The organism is Streptomyces sp. NPDC001851, from assembly GCF_040297165.1.
Classification (GTDB): domain Bacteria; phylum Actinomycetota; class Actinomycetes; order Streptomycetales; family Streptomycetaceae; genus Streptomyces.
The window spans coordinates 96,073-111,742 of sequence record NZ_JBEOYR010000002.1; the positions used below are offsets into that span (position 1 = coordinate 96,073).

General features: G+C 71.7%; 17 protein-coding genes. 6 read left to right on the forward strand and 11 right to left on the reverse strand.

Annotated elements, in window-relative coordinates; translation table 11 throughout:
• Positions 1 to 59 precede the first annotated feature (59 nt).
• Complete coding sequence (locus tag ABT171_RS03415) at positions 60 to 245, forward strand: hypothetical protein (RefSeq protein WP_351239303.1); 186 nt, start codon at positions 60 to 62, stop codon at positions 243 to 245.
• A 13-nt stretch (positions 246 to 258) separates the two neighbouring features.
• Here the strand turns inward: ABT171_RS03415 and ABT171_RS03420 are convergent, their stop codons facing one another.
• Positions 259 to 1,371 (reverse strand): ADP-ribosylglycohydrolase family protein, encoded by a 1,113-nt coding sequence (locus tag ABT171_RS03420; protein WP_351239305.1) that lies wholly within the window; start codon positions 1,369 to 1,371, stop codon positions 259 to 261.
• A gap of 95 nt (positions 1,372 to 1,466) precedes the next feature.
• Entirely contained in the window at positions 1,467 to 2,213 is a 747-nt protein-coding gene (locus ABT171_RS03425) for a TetR/AcrR family transcriptional regulator (RefSeq protein WP_351239307.1), read from the reverse strand.
• 109 nt (positions 2,214 to 2,322) lie between these two features.
• On the opposite strand from ABT171_RS03425, the gene ABT171_RS03430 reads away from it, so the two are divergent.
• Positions 2,323 to 3,348, forward strand: a complete 1,026-nt coding sequence (locus tag ABT171_RS03430) for an alpha/beta fold hydrolase (RefSeq protein ID WP_351239309.1) — start codon at positions 2,323 to 2,325, stop codon at positions 3,346 to 3,348.
• Positions 3,349 to 3,617: 269 nt separating this feature from the next.
• On the opposite strand, the gene ABT171_RS03435 is transcribed toward ABT171_RS03430, so the two are convergent.
• The 4 genes from ABT171_RS03435 to ABT171_RS03450 all read right to left on the reverse strand — a co-directional run bounded on the left by ABT171_RS03435 (position 3,618) and on the right by ABT171_RS03450 (position 5,723).
• A complete protein-coding gene (locus ABT171_RS03435) occupies positions 3,618 to 3,866 on the reverse strand; it encodes a hypothetical protein (protein ID WP_351239311.1) in 249 nt (82 codons plus the stop codon).
• A gap of 10 nt (positions 3,867 to 3,876) precedes the next feature.
• Positions 3,877 to 4,224, reverse strand: coding sequence for a DUF6247 family protein (locus tag ABT171_RS03440; protein ID WP_351239313.1), 348 nt, complete (start codon positions 4,222 to 4,224; stop codon positions 3,877 to 3,879).
• Positions 4,225 to 4,298: 74 nt separating this feature from the next.
• Positions 4,299 to 5,078, reverse strand: a complete 780-nt coding sequence (locus ABT171_RS03445; RefSeq protein ID WP_351239315.1) for a helix-turn-helix domain-containing protein — start codon at positions 5,076 to 5,078, stop codon at positions 4,299 to 4,301.
• Between the two features lie 228 nt (positions 5,079 to 5,306).
• Positions 5,307 to 5,723 carry an ATP-binding protein gene (locus tag ABT171_RS03450; RefSeq protein ID WP_503073719.1) on the reverse strand — a complete coding sequence of 139 codons (417 nt, stop codon included), beginning with the start codon at positions 5,721 to 5,723 and terminating at the stop codon, positions 5,307 to 5,309.
• 104 nt (positions 5,724 to 5,827) lie between these two features.
• Here ABT171_RS03450 and ABT171_RS03455 point away from each other — a divergent pair, with 104 nt between their 5' ends.
• A complete protein-coding gene (locus ABT171_RS03455) occupies positions 5,828 to 6,640 on the forward strand; it encodes a helix-turn-helix domain-containing protein (protein ID WP_351239318.1) in 813 nt (270 codons plus the stop codon).
• Positions 6,637 to 6,882 carry a DUF397 domain-containing protein gene (locus ABT171_RS03460; protein ID WP_351239320.1) on the forward strand — a complete coding sequence of 82 codons (246 nt, stop codon included), beginning with the start codon at positions 6,637 to 6,639 and terminating at the stop codon, positions 6,880 to 6,882. The genes ABT171_RS03455 and ABT171_RS03460 overlap by 4 nt, the downstream gene beginning before the upstream one ends.
• Here the strand turns inward: ABT171_RS03460 and ABT171_RS03465 are convergent.
• A complete protein-coding gene (locus ABT171_RS03465; RefSeq protein ID WP_351239322.1) occupies positions 6,866 to 9,367 on the reverse strand; it encodes a tetratricopeptide repeat protein in 2,502 nt (833 codons plus the stop codon). The genes ABT171_RS03460 and ABT171_RS03465 overlap by 17 nt on opposite strands.
• A gap of 87 nt (positions 9,368 to 9,454) precedes the next feature.
• On the opposite strand from ABT171_RS03465, the gene ABT171_RS03470 reads away from it, so the two are divergent.
• Positions 9,455 to 9,961, forward strand: coding sequence for a DUF2165 domain-containing protein (locus ABT171_RS03470; protein WP_351239324.1), 507 nt, complete (start codon positions 9,455 to 9,457; stop codon positions 9,959 to 9,961).
• On the opposite strand, the gene ABT171_RS03475 is transcribed toward ABT171_RS03470, so the two are convergent.
• From ABT171_RS03475 to ABT171_RS03485, 3 genes are all read right to left on the reverse strand, one after another.
• Entirely contained in the window at positions 9,954 to 10,520 is a 567-nt protein-coding gene (locus ABT171_RS03475) for a hypothetical protein (protein ID WP_351239326.1), read from the reverse strand. The genes ABT171_RS03470 and ABT171_RS03475 overlap by 8 nt on opposite strands.
• Positions 10,521 to 10,579: 59 nt before the next feature.
• Complete coding sequence (locus ABT171_RS03480; protein WP_351239328.1) at positions 10,580 to 13,165, reverse strand: bifunctional FO biosynthesis protein CofGH; 2,586 nt, start codon at positions 13,163 to 13,165, stop codon at positions 10,580 to 10,582.
• 77 nt (positions 13,166 to 13,242) lie between these two features.
• Positions 13,243 to 13,452: a hypothetical protein gene (locus ABT171_RS03485; protein WP_351239330.1), complete on the reverse strand. Its 210-nt coding sequence runs from the start codon at positions 13,450 to 13,452 to the stop codon at positions 13,243 to 13,245.
• Between the two features lie 152 nt (positions 13,453 to 13,604).
• Between ABT171_RS03485 and ABT171_RS03490 the strand changes: the two genes are divergently transcribed.
• On the forward strand, positions 13,605 to 15,122 hold the full coding sequence (locus tag ABT171_RS03490; protein ID WP_351239332.1) for a CehA/McbA family metallohydrolase: 1,518 nt from the start codon (positions 13,605 to 13,607) through the stop codon (positions 15,120 to 15,122).
• Here the strand turns inward: ABT171_RS03490 and ABT171_RS03495 are convergent.
• Complete coding sequence (locus tag ABT171_RS03495) at positions 15,109 to 15,627, reverse strand: PadR family transcriptional regulator (protein ID WP_351239334.1); 519 nt, start codon at positions 15,625 to 15,627, stop codon at positions 15,109 to 15,111. The genes ABT171_RS03490 and ABT171_RS03495 overlap by 14 nt on opposite strands.
• Between the last annotated feature and the right edge of the window lie 43 nt (positions 15,628 to 15,670).

Below are 15,670 nucleotides of genomic sequence, written 5' to 3' on the forward strand. Positions count from 1 at the left end.
GCACACCGTGAGCATGGCTCTACCGTTGCTGGCCCCGAGGCCAAGACAGGAGTCACCACGTGCCCAACGATCCTGGTCCCCTGTTCACCCAGAGAACCGCCCTGATCCTCTTGCTCGGCGCGCTCACCGGCGTCGGGGCCGGGTTCCTGACCCTGCGCAGTGGGTCAGGAGCGGCGGGAGCCGTGCTCTGCGGCTGTGGCGCCTTCGCCGGAGCCGTCGCGTTCTTCCACTCGGTCATCGCCTGACCGGGCGGCAGCCCTACCGCGGATACCGGGCCAGCCACCCCGGAGACGACCCCGCGGGCCCGTGCAACGCCGGTCCCTGGGTCATCTCCATCGCGAAGTCGTCGGCGAGTTCCAGCACCGTGGGGCGGCCCTCCAGCTCCGCCAGCCAGCCCGGCGGGAGGGCCGTCTCGCCGTGCAGGGTGCCGAGCAGACCGCCGGTCAGCGCGCCCGCCGCCGCCGACGGCCCGCTCTGGTTCACCGCCAGACACAGGCCGTGCCGCACGTCCTCCGCCACCAGCGCGCAGTACACGGACGCCGCCAGCAGCCCGTCCGCCGTACCGTCGCCGGCCAGTTCCTCCACCCGCGTCGGACCGGGAATGCCCTGTCGCACCGCCCCCAGCGCGTGCTGCAGCGCGTCCGAGACGGGCTGGTGGCCCGGCCGGGCGGCGAGCAGGGCGAGGGCCCGCTGCACGGCACCGTCCAGGCTGTCGCCCCGGGCCAGCGCGTGCACGATCACGGCGTACGCGCCCGCCGACAGACAGGCGATCGGGTGCCCGTGGCTCTGCGCCGCGCACTCCACCGCCAGCTGCGCGACCAGCTGCGGCTCCCAGCCGACCAGCAGCCCGAACGGCGCCGACCGTGCCACCGCCTCCGGGCCCAGCTCACCGGGGTTCTTCGGCGACTCCAGCGTGCCCATGGTCTCGTCGCCGAACCCGATGAGCAGCGCCCGGGCCGGCTCCCGCCGGGCGTACAGCCACTCCTCGCGCGCGAGCCAGCCGTCGTCCTTGCGCCGCTCGTCGGGCCCCCAGTCCCGCTGGGTGGCCGCCCAGCGCAGGTACGCCCGGTGCAGATCGGTCGGCGGATGCCAGGCGCCGGTGTCCCGGCGCACCTGGGCGCGTATCAGGCCGTCCACGGTGAACAGCGTGAGCTGCGTGTGGTGGGTGACCGTACCGCGCCGTCCGTGCCCGAAGGCCAGGTCGAGCAGCCCCTCGGGGCCGTAGGCGGTCCGGATCTCCTCCAGGGACAGCGGATCGGCGGGACCGCCCAGCGCGTCACCCACGGCGACCCCGAGCAGGGCGCCGCGCACCCGGCTGCGGAAGTCCTGCTGTTCGGCTCGGCCCCAGACGGCGCCGGATGTCGCACCCACGCAGACCTCCTCATGGCACCGTCCGTCCGTACGACGCTAGGCACTGTAATCGACGGGGAACGGTCCATTCACGGGGGCAAATCACCCTCCACGGGTCATTCCCGCCCAGCCATGAGCGCTTCGACTCCGTCGAGGATCCGGTCGAGCCCGAACTGGAGCGGATCGATACCGTTCGGTTCGAACGCGCCCTCGGCCACGGCCTTGGTGAGGGCCGGGAAGCGGTCGGCGTGCCGGGCGAGCAGTTCGGCGGAGAGCCGGTTCCACTCGGCGTCCCGCGTCTCGTCGTGGTCGCTGTGCTGCTGGGCGAGATTGCGGACGAGTCCGATCAGGAGCAGGAAGACCTGGTGGCGCCGGGCCCCGTCGAGTCCGGTGGGCTCCAGGGCGGCGAGCGCCGCGTCCAGCCAGCGCAGCTGGCAGGGCCCCATGATCTGGCGGCGCATCGCGGTGGCGCCGAGGAGCCACGGGTGCGCCGCGTAGACGCGCGCGCACTGCCGGGTCCACTCCGCTACGGCCGCCCGCCAGTCCTCCTCCGGGACTCCGGCCAGGTCCGGCCCCTCCTCCAGTACGGCCTCCACCATCAGCTCGACGAGCTCGGTCTTGCCGGGGACGTACCGGTACAGCGCCATCGCCGAGAGTCCGAACTCGCCGGCGACCTTGCTCATGGATACGGCGTCCAGCCCCTCCCGGTCGGCGAGCTCGGCGGCTGCCACGGCGATGCGCTGCGGGGTCAGCTTCGGCTTGGGCCCCCGGGTGGGCTTCTCCCGCTCACCCCACAGCAGCGCGAGGGTCGCTCGCGGACCGCCGCTCTCGTCCCGGTGCCGCTCCTTGCTCCGTCCGGCCACTGCGCCCCTCCCATCGACTTCGGCGGGCCCGTTGACTCCGCCGACAACTGTATATACCGTAAACCCCACGCCGAACAGATGACGGCGTAAACAGTTTAGGGGGAACACCATGCTGCTGACCTACCGCGCCCTCAAGCGCCGCGCTCTCGCCAGGAAGCTGGCGATCACCACGCCGAACGGCATCGACGAGTCCTCCTACGTCCGCATCGGCGGCATCGACCAGTGGATCTCCGTCCGCGGCGAGGACCGGACGAACCCCGTGATCCTGGAGATCCACGGCGGCCCCGGCGCCTCCAACCTGATCTTCATCCCGCGCACCCGCGGGTGGGAGCGGCACTTCACGATCGTCCGCTGGGACATGCGCGGCGCCGGCCGGACCTTCGCGGCGGGCGGCCCCGAGGGCCAGGGCGAGCTGACCCTCGACCGCCCCTACCGGGACGCCCTGGAGGTCACGCACCACATCCGCACCCGCCTGGGCGTGGACAAGGTGATCCTCCTCGCCAACAGCTTCGGCACGGTGACCGGCCTCCGCCTGGCCCGCAACCACCCCGAGCTGTACGCGGCGTACGTCGGCACCGACCAGAACATCATCGGCGGCGGCCGTGACACCGGTGCCTACGAGGCGCTGCTGGCCCGGCTGGAGAAGGCGGGCAAGAGGAAGCAGCGGGCGGCGATCGAGGCGATGGGCCCGGACCGTTCCGCCTGGTCGGCCCACGAGTGGGCGGAGTACGCGAAGACGGTGGTGACGACCGACCCGTTGACCTACGACACGATGAAGACGGTCGTGATCCGCTCCCTCTGGTTCTCCCCGCTCCACACCCTGCGCGACCTGCGCACCTACCTCAAGGCCCAGACCTTCTCGGAGCCCCTGGGCCCCCAGGCGATGACGATCGACGAGTACGCCGAGGGCACCGCCTTCCGCCTCCCCTTCTTCCTCTTCCAGGGCGACAGCGACGTCCTGACCCCACCGGAACCGGCTCGCCGCTTCTACGAGTCGGTCACGGCCCCGGTGAAGGACTTCGCCCTGATCCGCGGGGCGAGTCACTTCGCGTCGTTCCGCCACCCCGACCAGTTCCTCGACCTGCTGCTGACGAAGGTCCGGCCGGTGGTGACGGGGGACGCGGCGATGCGCTGAAACCCTGGGCGCGGGGGTCAGCCGCCCTCCTGGGGCCGCGCGGCCCGCCTGCGCCTCGGCGCCACCGCCTCGAAGTAGTCGAAGAGCAACGCCCGCTGCTCGGGGCTGTTGGCGGGACAGCACCTCGGCGATGCGGCGGCGGGCGGGGCCCGCCACCTCCTCGATCCCGGCGAGCGCGTCCGGCACCGGCTCGACGACCACCCATCTCCTACAGGTTCGCTCCGGACCTGGTCCCGGCCGCGGAGAGGTGAGCGGACGTCACGGCACGTTCAGCCGTACCACGTGACGTTGCAGACGTAGACGCACTCGTGGCGTGGTACAGCGAGGAAGCTGATGAAACCGCGACCGCCGAGGATGTCGAACTCGCGAAGTCCACCCTCGCGATCGAGAGGCCGGCCCACCTTGACGGCGTCGTGGCCCAGGGCGGCCAGTTCGGTCGCGAGCCGCTCTACCTCCGCCACGACCCCTGGCGGCAGCCCTCCCGTGACGTATTCGGCGCTCGGGTTGTAGTGTCCCAAGACCAGTCCGTCACAGGCCGGCCTCCGCCTCAGCCGCCTCGCGGATCGCGCGGATCTCCGCGATGGCCGCGACAGGGTCCTGCTCCCCGGCATCCACGATGTGCTCCAGTTCGCGCAGGCGAGCAGCCCGTTCCGGATGTCGCTCGATGGCGACGAACACGGCCCAGGAATGCACGAAGGCACGCAGCGGCGCGAGGCTCTGGGTCTGCTGGGCGTTGGTCGTGGCCTCGAAGAGGTGCTGCGTCAGCGCCGGAATCCGACTCGGTGCGATGCGCGCGACCGCCGCCCGCAACGCGTCCGGCGTCAGCTCGGGCATGGGGATCAGCGGTCCGTACGGGCCGTCGGTCTGGGCGCTCACGGTGACCTCCGGTGCGAGTGACTCGGTCCTCGTACGGTACCGGTGGACTCGTCGGTACGCCGGTGACGCGGCGCTCATGCCACGGCCGCCGACGACGCGCGGCAGTCGCGGCACCGGCCCGGCTCAGGGGAGCGGAAGGCCCGGTCGCAGCCGTCGCAGGTCTGGAGCGGGGACGGGCGGTGCTGTGCCGGGCGGGGTGGGGCGGCCGGGAGGCGCGGCGGCAGTTGGGTGGTGAGGCGGTGATGCAGGAAGGCCGCCGGGTGCTTGATCGGGTCCTGCGGTAGGCCGGTCGTCAGGGTGCGCACCACGGCGGTGGACGGCACGCCCCGCTCCAGCCACTCGGAGACGGCCGGCGCCAGGCGCTGGACGTCCCGTTGGGTCAGGAGCAGACGTGAGTCATGGGCCCGGAGCCCGGCGAGCAGTTCGGTGGCCCTGCCGGGGGGTGCGGGAGCCTGGGGCGCCGCCGCGGGCTCGGGGGCGGCAGGGGCGGCAGCGATCGCCGCGGCCCTCGGCCTGTTGTACGAGATCGTCCGGGTCGTCACTTGCCCCGATTGAAGACGCTCCCTGGGGCGCGCGAGGTATCCGTGTTCCTCCAGCTCGCGCAGGGCCGCCGCGATCCGGATCTCACCCTCGGGGAACTTCGCCGCCAGCGTCTTGATGCCGATCGGGGTGCCCTCCGGCAACGACTGGATGTGCAGGGCCAGGCCGATGGCCACCAGGGACAACTCGGGGTGCTGGGCCAGGTGATTGCCGACCACGGTGAAGTTGTCGTGGTGGGGTTCGTTCACGTGGGTGACGCCGGAGGAATGCCGGGGCTTCGGGCGCGCGGGCGCGTTACGCTGCTTGTCAGTCACTGGGAAGCTTTCTCTTCCTCGGTGATCAGGCCCTCGCACTGGGATGGCAGTCCCGGCGGGGGCCGATGCATGTGTGGACGTGGTGTCATCGCTGACGCTGCACCACAACTGCCCCGCCGCGCCAGTTGCGTTGGGCATATTCACCCCGGCGGGTGATCGACGGGGGCGGTGGGGGTGGGTTCGGTTCTTTCCCCGGTTCTTTGGTCTTTGGGGTCGGGAGCCGCCGGGTCATGGACCGCCGCGACCCGGTACGAGTTCGGCCCATACGGTCTTCGCGTTGGCCGGCGCCTCTTCCACGCCCCAGCGGTCGGCGTACGCCGCGACGATCCTCAGGCCCCGGCCGGTCTCCGACCCCTCGGCCACCGGGTCGGGGAGACACGGGACCCGGTCGCCCCGGGCGTCGGTCACCTCGATACGGAGGGTGCCGTCGTCGCACAGCCTCAGCCCGAGCCGGAAGTCCCGTCCCTTGACGCGTCCGTGCAGAACGGCGTTGGCGGCCAGCTCCGCCACCACCTGCGCCGCCTCCTCGAACGGCACGCCCCACTCGTCCAGTTGACGCTCGGTGAGGAGACGGGCGAGACGGGCACCCCTTCGAGTGGCGGACAGCTGGATCCTGAGGCAGGTTTTCTCATTCACGTCACCCAGCGTGGCCGTCCCTCCCTACTCTGAACAGCGACGACCACGGTACGCAGCGTGACTGTCCGGGTGGTTGGCGTGGTCGTACGGCTCGTACGTCAGGAGGGGCGAGGGTGGAGGACGAGGAGGCCGAGGCCGTACTCAGGGCCGTCGGGCGGCAGATCAAGATGTGGCGCGAGTCTGTCGGGATGCGGCAGGCCGAGCTGGGGGCCGCGATCGGGTACAGCGAGGAGATGGTGTCCTCGGTGGAGCGCGGACGTCGGCTTCCCAAGCCGGACTTTCTCGACAAGGCCGATGAAGTGCTGGGTGCGGACGGGAAGTTGTCCGCGATGAAGGAGGACGTGGAGAAGGCTCGGTATCCGAAGAACGTCCGGGATCTGGCCAAGCTGGAGGACGAGGCCGTCGAGATGGGGGCCTATGTCAGCTCTCACATCCATGGCCTGTTGCAGACGGCTGAGTACGCCCAGGCGGTGTACACACTGCGGCGTCCGTCGTACACGGAGGACGAGATCGAGCGGCTCGTCGCAGCGCGCATGGCACGGAAGTCAGTCTTCGCCCGGGTGCCGCGCCCGCTGATCACGTTCGTTCAGGAGGAGGTGACCCTGCGAAGGCCCGTCGGAGGCAAGGACGTACTACGTCGGCAGCTGGAACACCTCCTGGAAGTTGGCAAGTTGCCGCATGTGGAGATCCAGGTGATGCCTACGGACCGGCAGGATCACGCCGGGCTGAGCGGACCCATCCGACTGCTGAAACTCCGGAACGGCAAGACACTGGGACACTTGGAAGTCCAGTTGCACAGCAGAGTGATCAGCGACCCCCGGGAAGTACAGATCCTCGACATGCGCTATGGAATGATCCGAGCACAGGCTCTCCCGCCCCGGGAGTCGATGGCGTTCATCGAGAAAGTGCTGGGAGATGAAGCATGACCACCTCCACGCTGACGTGGTTCAAGAGCAGCTACAGCAGCGCTGACGGCCCCGACTGCGTCGAGGTCGCGCTGGACTGGGTCAAGAGCAGCTACAGCGGCAACGACGGCCCTGAATGCGTGGAGGTAGCCATAACCCCCGCCACCATCCACATCCGCGACTCCAAGAACAAGGACGGCGCCCGACTCACCTTCAGGGACGCCGCCTGGACGGAGTTCCTGGCGTTCACTGCTGATCGCTGACGGCGGCCAGCGCCCTGCCGTGCCACTCCAGGATCCACTCGTCGTGCGGTGACAAGGATTTCGCCCGGTCCAGGGCGGCCAGCGCCGCATCGGGGGAGCCCAGTTCGAGCAGGATGATTCCCCGTCGGCACTCCGCCCAGGGGTACTCCGGCCTCAGCCGGACCGCGCGGTCCAGGTCGGCCAGACCCTCCCGGTGGCGGCCGAGGTTGGCCAGCGACACGCCCCGGCTCGCGTACGCCGACGCGTACTCGGGGTCGAGGGCGAGCGCGCGGTCGTAGTCGGCGAGGGCTTCCTCGTCGCGGCCGGCCACACGGAGGGCGTCACCTCGTTCGCAGCGGCCCCAGGCCCAGTCCGGCTGGAGGGCGAGGGCGCGGTCGAGGTCGGCGAGCTGACGGGCGGGCTCGGCGCGGGCGCGCCATACGCGGGCCCGGCGGGCGAGCGCCCAGGCGTAGTCCGGGTTGAGTTCCAGGGCCTGGTTCAGATCGTCGAGGGCGCTGTCGAGTTCTCCCCGGGCGAGGCGGGTGGCGCCTCGGGAGGCCCAGGCGAAGTCGCTGGCCGGGTCGAGCCGGACCGCCTCGTCCAGGTGCCGGATCGCCTCGTCGTGGTCGCGCAGGATGCGGTGGTACTCGCCGCGCACCGCGTGACTCCACGGGTCGTCCGGTGCGAGCGCCACGGCCTGTTCCATGTCCGCGAGTGCCGACCGGTAGTCCCCCAGCTCGCCGTGGGCCAGGGCCCGGCCACGGTAGGCCCGCGCCAGGCCGGGATCCAGAGCGATGGCACGCGCGAATGCGGTCAGTGCCTCGGCGTACGCCCCGTGGCTCCGCAGCTCGGCGCCCCGGACCGCGTGGGCGAGTGCCCGGTCCGGCTCGTCGAGCGCCGCCCGGTGCAGCAGCAGCCCGAGTGCGGCGGCCACTCCGCCGTTCCCGAGGGCCTGCGTCAGCTCGCTGCCCCAGCGAGCCACGGGCCCCGCGTCGGCGTCCTCGCCCGCGTCCGCGAGGGCCCGCGCCCACCGCTGGGCCGTGGCGTCACCGGCGGCGCAGGCGTGGACGAACTCCCGCAGTGCCTCCGGCAACGCCTCCCGGTCCCCCGCGCACAGCCGGTGGTAGGACTCGGCCAGCCGCAGTTCCCGCCACTCGTCGTCCGCCCACAGCTCCTCGGTGTCCCGCGCCCCTTCGAGTTCACCCCGCCACTGCCCGAACGCTCCCGCCAGCCGCCGCTGCAGCTCCCCCCACCCCCGGGGCGACCGTGCCCGCTGCAGCCGCAGCATCGGCGCCCGTACGACGTCGTGGTACCGGACTCCCCCGCCACGCCCGTCGACGAACGGCAGGCCTCCCAACCAGCTGTACAGAGCGTCGAGTTCGGTCTCCTCGCAGTCCACCACGGCCCGGAACACGTCCGCGTCGAGCCGTCGGGGCACCGCGCAGGCCAGGGCCACCGCCCGCCGCACCGGATCCCGCTCCCACTTCAGGAACCGCTCCACGGCGTCCGCGCTCGGATCCCCCACGTCGCCGGGATCGGCGGGCCTCGCCTCCGCGAGGGTGGAGACGAGGACCGGCAGCCCGCCCGTCAGCCGCAGGACCTCCGCGACGACCGGCTCGTCCCGCACGCCCCGGTCGGCCAGCAGTCCCCGGGCCTCCGCCTCCGTGAACGGCCCGAGCGGCACGTGCGTCACGAAGTCCGCGAAGCCGCCCCAGCGGGCCGTGTCGAAAGGGCGTTGGCCGGCCGTGACCACGACCACGTTGGCGGGCAGCGCTCCGTACCGGTCCGTCGTCATCAGCTCGTGCAGCCACCTGTCGGCGAACGGCCCGATCCTTTCGTACGTGTCGAAGAACAGGACGATCCACGGCACCGAGGCCGCCACCGTGGCCAACTCGTCGAGCAGTCTGGGTGTCAGCTCCCGCTCGGGTGACAGCACCAGTTGCACGTCGTCCTGGTTGCCGAACCGGGCGCTGAGGCCCCGCCGCAACCTCTCGGCGTACCGCGACAGCTGAGCCGGGTCGACCGCGCCCACGAAGGGTCCCGCTCCCGGCAGCATGCTCAGGCCGGCCAGCCCCGCCCGCACCGCCGTCGCCGTCACCGCCGAAGGGTTCTCCGGCTCCGGCTCCAGCCCGGCCATCACCACTTCGGCCTCGTGCCGCCGTTGCCGGTACATGACCAGCGCCTTGTCGAGCTTCTTGAACTCCCGTCCCTGCCGCAGGAACTCACGGCTGATCGACGCCATCACCTCGGGCACGCTCCCCGCGCCCTCGTCGACGTACGCCGTCAGCGCGCCCCGCTCCCGCGCGATCTGTTCCAGCTCCCGCACCAGGAACGTCTTTCCGACACCGGCGTTGCCGTGCACATGGAAGAGGAAGCGGTGGCGTTCGTCCTCGGGGGGCAGGTCCAAGTTGGCGCGGAAGGCAGCCCGTTCGTCGCTGCGTCCGACGAACCCCGCCCGTCTGCGCCGTCCGATCAGCTCCTGCATCGACGGCCGTGCCTGCGCCATGCGTACGCCTTTCCCCCGAACGCGGACTCCTCATTCTGGCGCAATGCCCACGCGCTGGCCTGGCCCGCTCCGCGAGAGAATTCAGCCATGACCACCACCCCCACACGCAACTCCGGCCTCAGGCTTGCCGCCGGTGTGCTCACCGGCATACTCGCCCTCTACATCGCCCTGGTCGCCCTCGGGAACATCACCGACTTCGGGACCAACCAGCAGTTCGTACGGCATGTCCTGGCGATGGACACCACCTTCAAGGACCCCGATCTGATGTGGCGGGCCGTCAGCAGCACCTGGCTCCAGGACACCGCGTATGTCGCGATCATCGTGTGGGAGACGGTGGCGGCCCTGGTGCTGATCCGGGGGACCTGGCTGTGGGCGTGGCGGAAGGACGACCTCGCCCGGCGCTGGTCCACCTACGGGCTGCTGATGCTCCTGCTGCTGTTCGGCGCGGGGTTCATCGCGATCGGCGGTGAGTGGTTCTCGATGTGGCAGTCCAAGACCTGGAACGGGCTGGAGGCCGCGACCCGGATCATCCTGCTCAGCGGTGTCGCCCTGATCGTCAATCTGCTGCCCGCCCGGCAGGGGGAGGCTACTTGACGACCGCCACCCTGGTGCCCTGATCGCCGAAGGACCACAGCGCGGCTCCGTCCTCCTTGTGGAGGCGGACGCCGCCCCGCTTCTGACCGCCGGTCGCCGGCGGCGGCGAGGAGCCGTCCAGGGCGTTGGAGAACGCTATGTTCACGCCCTCGGCCTTGGTGAAGTACATGACGTGCTCGATCTCCACGCCGTCCGAGCCCTTCAGGGACTGGATGCGCAGGGTGACCGAGTAGCGGCCGGGCTGCGGGCTCACCGAGCCCGGCCACACCGTGAACGTGCGGGTCGCCCGGCCCGTCGCGTCCACCAGCCACACGCGCTTCTCACCCACCGAGTACACGATCCGGCGGCCCGTGCCGGAGCCGTCCGGCAGCGCGGGCGCGGCCGGCGCCTTCGGCGTCGTGGGCGCGTGGGCGCTCGCCGACGCGGACGGGCTCGGCTCGGCCACGGCGGCCGTGGGATGCGGCCCGTGGTCCGCCTGTACGGCGAGCGCGACGACGACCGCGGTCGCGCCTGCCGTCAGACCGGTGACCCAGGCCCACGAGGGCAGTCGGGCAGCCACGGGTACGCATCTCCTCCGCTACGGGGCCCCTCGTCAGGTCGGGGGTCGGATCATCGTACTCAGTCCAGGACCGGCAGCAGTTCCGGCAGGTGGCCGTCGGAGGCCTCCGCCGCCCGCTGCCGTTCCCGGGGCACCTCGCCGTAGAGCGTGGTGCGCGGCTTCGCCGGACGGCCGGCCGCCGCGGCCACGGCGACCAGGTCGCGGACCGACTTGTACGAGCCGTAGGAGGAGCCGGCCATGCGGGAGATCGTCTCCTCCATCAGGGTCCCGCCGAGGTCGTTCGCGCCGGAGCGGAGCATCTCCGCCGCACCCTCCGTGCCCAGTTTGACCCAGCTCGTCTGGATGTTGGGGATCCAGGGGTGCAGGAGGAGGCGGGCCATCGCCGTCACCGCCCTGTTGTCCCGCGTCGTCGGGCCCGGCCTGGCGATGCCCGCCAGGTACACCGGGGCGTTCGTGTGGATGAAGGGGAGGGTGACGAACTCGGTGAAGCCGCCCGTCTCGCGCTGGATGCGGGCCAGCGTGCGCAGGTGGCCGAGCCAGTGCCGGGGCTGGTCGACATGGCCGTACATCATCGTCGAGGAGGAGCGGATGCCCAGCTCGTGCGCGGTCGTGATCACCTCGATCCAGGTGGCCGTCGGCAGCTTGCCCTTGGTCAGCACCCAGCGGACCTCGTCGTCCAGGATCTCCGCCGCCGTACCCGGGATGGTGTCCAGACCGGCCTCCTTGGCCGCCGTGAGCCACTCCCGGATCGACATGCCGGTGCGGGTGGCGCCGTTCACCACCTCCATCGGCGAGAAGGCGTGCACGTGCATGCCGGGGACGCGGGACTTCACCGCCCGCGCGATGTCGAAGTACGCCGTGCCGGGCAGGTCGGGGTGGATGCCGCCCTGCATGCAGACCTCGACCGCGCCCACGTCCCAGGCCTGCTGGGCGCGGTCCGCGACCTGTTCGAGGGAGAGGGTGTACGCGTCCGCGTCCGTGCGGCGCTGGGCGAAGGCGCAGAAGCGGCAACCCGTGTAGCAGACGTTGGTGAAGTTGATGTTGCGGGTGACGATGTACGTGACGTCGTCGCCGACCGCCGCCCGGCGCACGTCGTCGGCCACCCGGCACAGTGCGTCCAGCGCCGGGCCGTCCGCGTGGAGGAGGGCCAGCGCCTCGGCGTCGGTCAGCTTCACCGGGTCGTCGGCCGCGGTGCGCAGCGCCTGCCGCACGTCCGTGTCGATGCGCTCGGGCGCCATTCCGGGCGCGGCGGCCTCGCGCAGTGCCTCCCAGTCGCCGTACACCTCGTCGAAGTCGTCACGCCGGTCGGCGGTGCGGCCCTCGGTGTCGATCGTGCGGTGCAGGTCCGTACGGCCGGCCGGTACGAAGGACTCCTCCGGCTCCTGCCACGGGCGGCCCTCGACCGGCGCGTCCGGGAGGGCGAGGCCCGTGGCCGGGTCGGCCAGCGCGCTCACGTGCGGGCGCAGCCGCGGGTCCAGCCAGGGTTCGCCGCGCCGCACGAACTCCGGGTAGACGCAGAGGCGTTCGCGCAGCTCGAAACCGGCCGCCCGGGAGCGTTCGGTGAGTTCCTCGATCTGCGGCCAGGGGCGTTCGGGGTTGACGTGGTCGATGGTCAGGGGCGACACCCCGCCCCAGTCGTCGATGCCCGCGCCGATCAGCCGCTCGTACTCGGAGTCGACGAGGTTCGGCGGGGCCTGCAGACAGGCGGACGGGCCCATGATGTGCCGGGCCACGGCCACCGTGGCGACCAGGTCGTCCAGCTCGGCGTCCGGCATGCCGCGCATCGCCGTGTCCGGCTTGGCGCGGAAGTTCTGGATGATCAGCTCCTGGATGCCGTGGTAGGCCCGGGAGACCTTGCGCAGCGCGAAGAGGGACTCGGCCCGCTCCTCGTAGGTCTCGCCGATGCCGATGAGGAGGCCGGAGGTGAAGGGGACCGAGGAGCGGCCCGCGTCCTCCAGGACCCGCAGGCGTACGGCCGGTTCCTTGTCCGGGGAGCCGTGGTGCGGGCCGCCGGGCTCGGACCAGAGCCGGGTCGCGGTCGTCTCCAGCATCATGCCCATGGAGGGCGCGACGGGCTTGAGGCGCTGGAAGTCCGTCCAGGTCATGACGCCCGGGTTGAGGTGCGGGAGCAGTCCCGTCTCCTCCAGGATCCGGATGGAGACGGCGCGGACGTAGGCGATGGTGTCGTCGTAACCGTGCGCGTCGAGCCACTCGCGCGCCTCCGGCCAGCGGTCCTCGGGCTTGTCACCCAGGGTGATCAGGGCTTCCTTGCAGCCGAGGGCGGCGCCCTTGCGGGCGATGTCCAGCACCTCGTCCGGGGACATGAACATCCCGTGGCCGGCCCGGCGCAGCTTGCCGGGGACGGTGGCGAAGGTGCAGTAGTGGCACTTGTCCCGGCACAGCCGGGTGAGGGGGATGAAGACGCTCTTCGAGTACGTGATGACCCCGGGCCGGCCCGCCTGTTCGAGACCCGCGTCCCGCACCCGGGCGGCGGACGCGGCGAGGTCGGTCAGGTCCTCACCGCGGGCCTGGAGCAGCACCGCGGCCTCGGAGGCGTCCAGGGCGACGCCGTCCCGGGCGCGTTTGAGGGCGCGACGCATGGAGTTCTCGGTCGGGCCGGTTCCGGGGGTCGCGGAAGTCGTCATTCCTTGAGCATACGTTCGGGCTGATCAGGCGGGAGAGCACCCGCCCGGCCCCGTCCCGGGTCGCCGGGGAGCACCTCTCAGTGGAAGGCCAGCCATCCGATGCCGGCGGCGCAGGTGAGGCCGGCGGCGGTCAGGGCGGCGGGCCGGTGGCGGTGCAGCCCGTAGCCGACCAGCAGGGCGGCGAGCAGGACGACGACCGTGCCGACCGTGCCGCGCAGCGGGCCCTGGCTGTAGCCGTATTCGTTGAAGTGCACCGCGATCCACGCGAGCCAGACGATTCTCCTCATGGCGGAAGAGTCTTCCTGGCCCGGTGCCCGCTGCGACAGGCACCCCCCTGGTGATGCACCGTGGCCCCGAACGTCGCGCGCATGACACATTGTGGGGTGCCAATCGCCTCCGGTTCCACAGGAGTTCACGCTCGGACGGGAGAGTGACCACCATGGGTGAAGACACGCACGGCCAGGCTCACGGCATCGGCAGACGCGCACTGTTCGTGACGGGCGCCGCCACTGCCCTTACGTTGGGAAGCGTGAGCTTCGCAGCGGCGGACGGCCGGCACGAGGAGACCCGGACGGTGGGCGGCACCCTGCCCCCCGGCTCCCCCGACTTCGTCTACGTGCCGGTCGAAGTCCCCGCCGGCGTCCGCGAGATCAAGGTCTCCTACACCTACGACAAGCCGCCGGTACCGGCCGGCACCCAGGGCAACGCACTCGACATCGGGCTCTTCGACGAGCGCGGCACCGAGCTGGGCGGCGGCGGGTTCCGGGGCTGGTCGGGCGGCGCGCGCACGGAGTTCTTCGTCCGCGCCGACGACGCGACGCCGGGCTACCTCCCCGGCCCGGTGCGGGAGGGCACCTGGTACGTCGCGCTGGGCCCCTACACGGTGGCGCCACAGGGTCTGACGTACGAGCTGACGGTCACGCTGACCTACGGCGAGGCGGGCACGACCCCGAGGCCGGTGTATCCGCCCTCCCGGGCGAAGGGGCGGGGCCGGGCCTGGTACCGGGGCGACTGCCATCTGCACTCCTGGTACTCCGACGGCCGCCGCACCCCGGCCGAGATCGCGGCCCTCGCGCGGGCGGCCGGCCTGGACTTCATCAACTCCTCGGACCACAACACCAACTCCGCGCACCCGCACTGGGCCGACCAGGCCGGCGACGACCTGCTGGTCATGCTCGGCGAGGAGGTCACCACCCGCAACGGCCACGTGCTGGCGCTCGGCACCGATCCCGGCACGTTCGTGGACTGGCGGTACCGGGCCCGCGACAACCGCTGGGCCCGCTTCGCACGGGAGATCCGCCGCGCCGGCGGCCTGGTCGTCCCCGCCCACCCGCACGCCACCTGCGTCGGCTGCGGCTGGAAGTTCGGCTTCGGCGAGGCGGACGCCGTGGAGGTGTGGAACGGCCCCTACACCCCGGACGACGAGGTGACGCTGGCCGACTGGGACAACCAGCTGGTCGCCTCCGTGCGGCACGGGCGGCCCTGGCTCCCGGCGATGGGCAACAGCGACGCCCACCGCGACCCGGACCCGGTCGGCAGCCCCCAGACGGTCGTCCTCGCCGACGACCTGACCCGGGAGGCGATCCAGGAAGGGCTCCGCGCGGGACGCTCGTACGTGGCCGAGTCGAAGAACGTGACCCTCGCCTTCACGGTGACGGGCGGGCGCGGACAGCAGGCGGGCATCGGCGAACGGCTGGCCCTGGCCGCCGGCACCCCCGTGACGGTCCGGCTGGAGGTCTCGGGTGCCCCGCGCTGCTCGGTGCGTTTCGTCACCGACCAGGGTGTGCTGTTCACCAGCGACCCGCTGCCGGTGTCGGGCACGGGCACGGTCGAGTGGCGTACGACCCCCGCCTGCGCGGCGTACGTACGCGCCGAGCTGCGGCACGAGGCCGCCCTCGGGCCGCTGCCGGGGCCGTTGGCCGCCTTCACCAACCCGGTCTTCCTCACGGCTGTCTGATCTGCCCGGCCGCCCACTCGGCCCACTCCCGCCGCATCGCGTTGAAGCGCAGGCCGTACTCCAGCGCGATGCGACCGTAGACCGAGAGGTTGCCGTCGTCCCAGTCGATGGAGTCGGCGAGCCGCCGCAGCTGCTCGTATCCCGCCTCGGACATCTCCATCAGGCCGGTCAGATAGGTGCGCGCCTGCTCGGGGGTGAGCACCCCGAGGAAGAAGACGCGCAGCAGGATGTCGCTGCGGGTGTTGCGCTGGGGTGCGACCTCGGTCAGCCAGTGGCGCAGCTCCGCCGTGCCCTCGTCGGTGATCGCGTACTCCTTGCGGCCGCGCGGGCCCTCGGCGGCCACCGTGATCAGCCCGGAGCCCGCCAGTCGGGTCAGCTCGGTGTAGATCTGGCTCTGCGTCGCCGGCCAGACGTTGGCCAGCGAGGTCTCGAAGGTCTTCAGCAGGTCGTAGCCGCTGGCGGAGCGCTCCGAGAGCAGGCCGAGCAGTGCGTGTCTGAGGCTCATGCACCCCACCTTACCTTCCACAGTTGACATGTCAGAAGCCGAC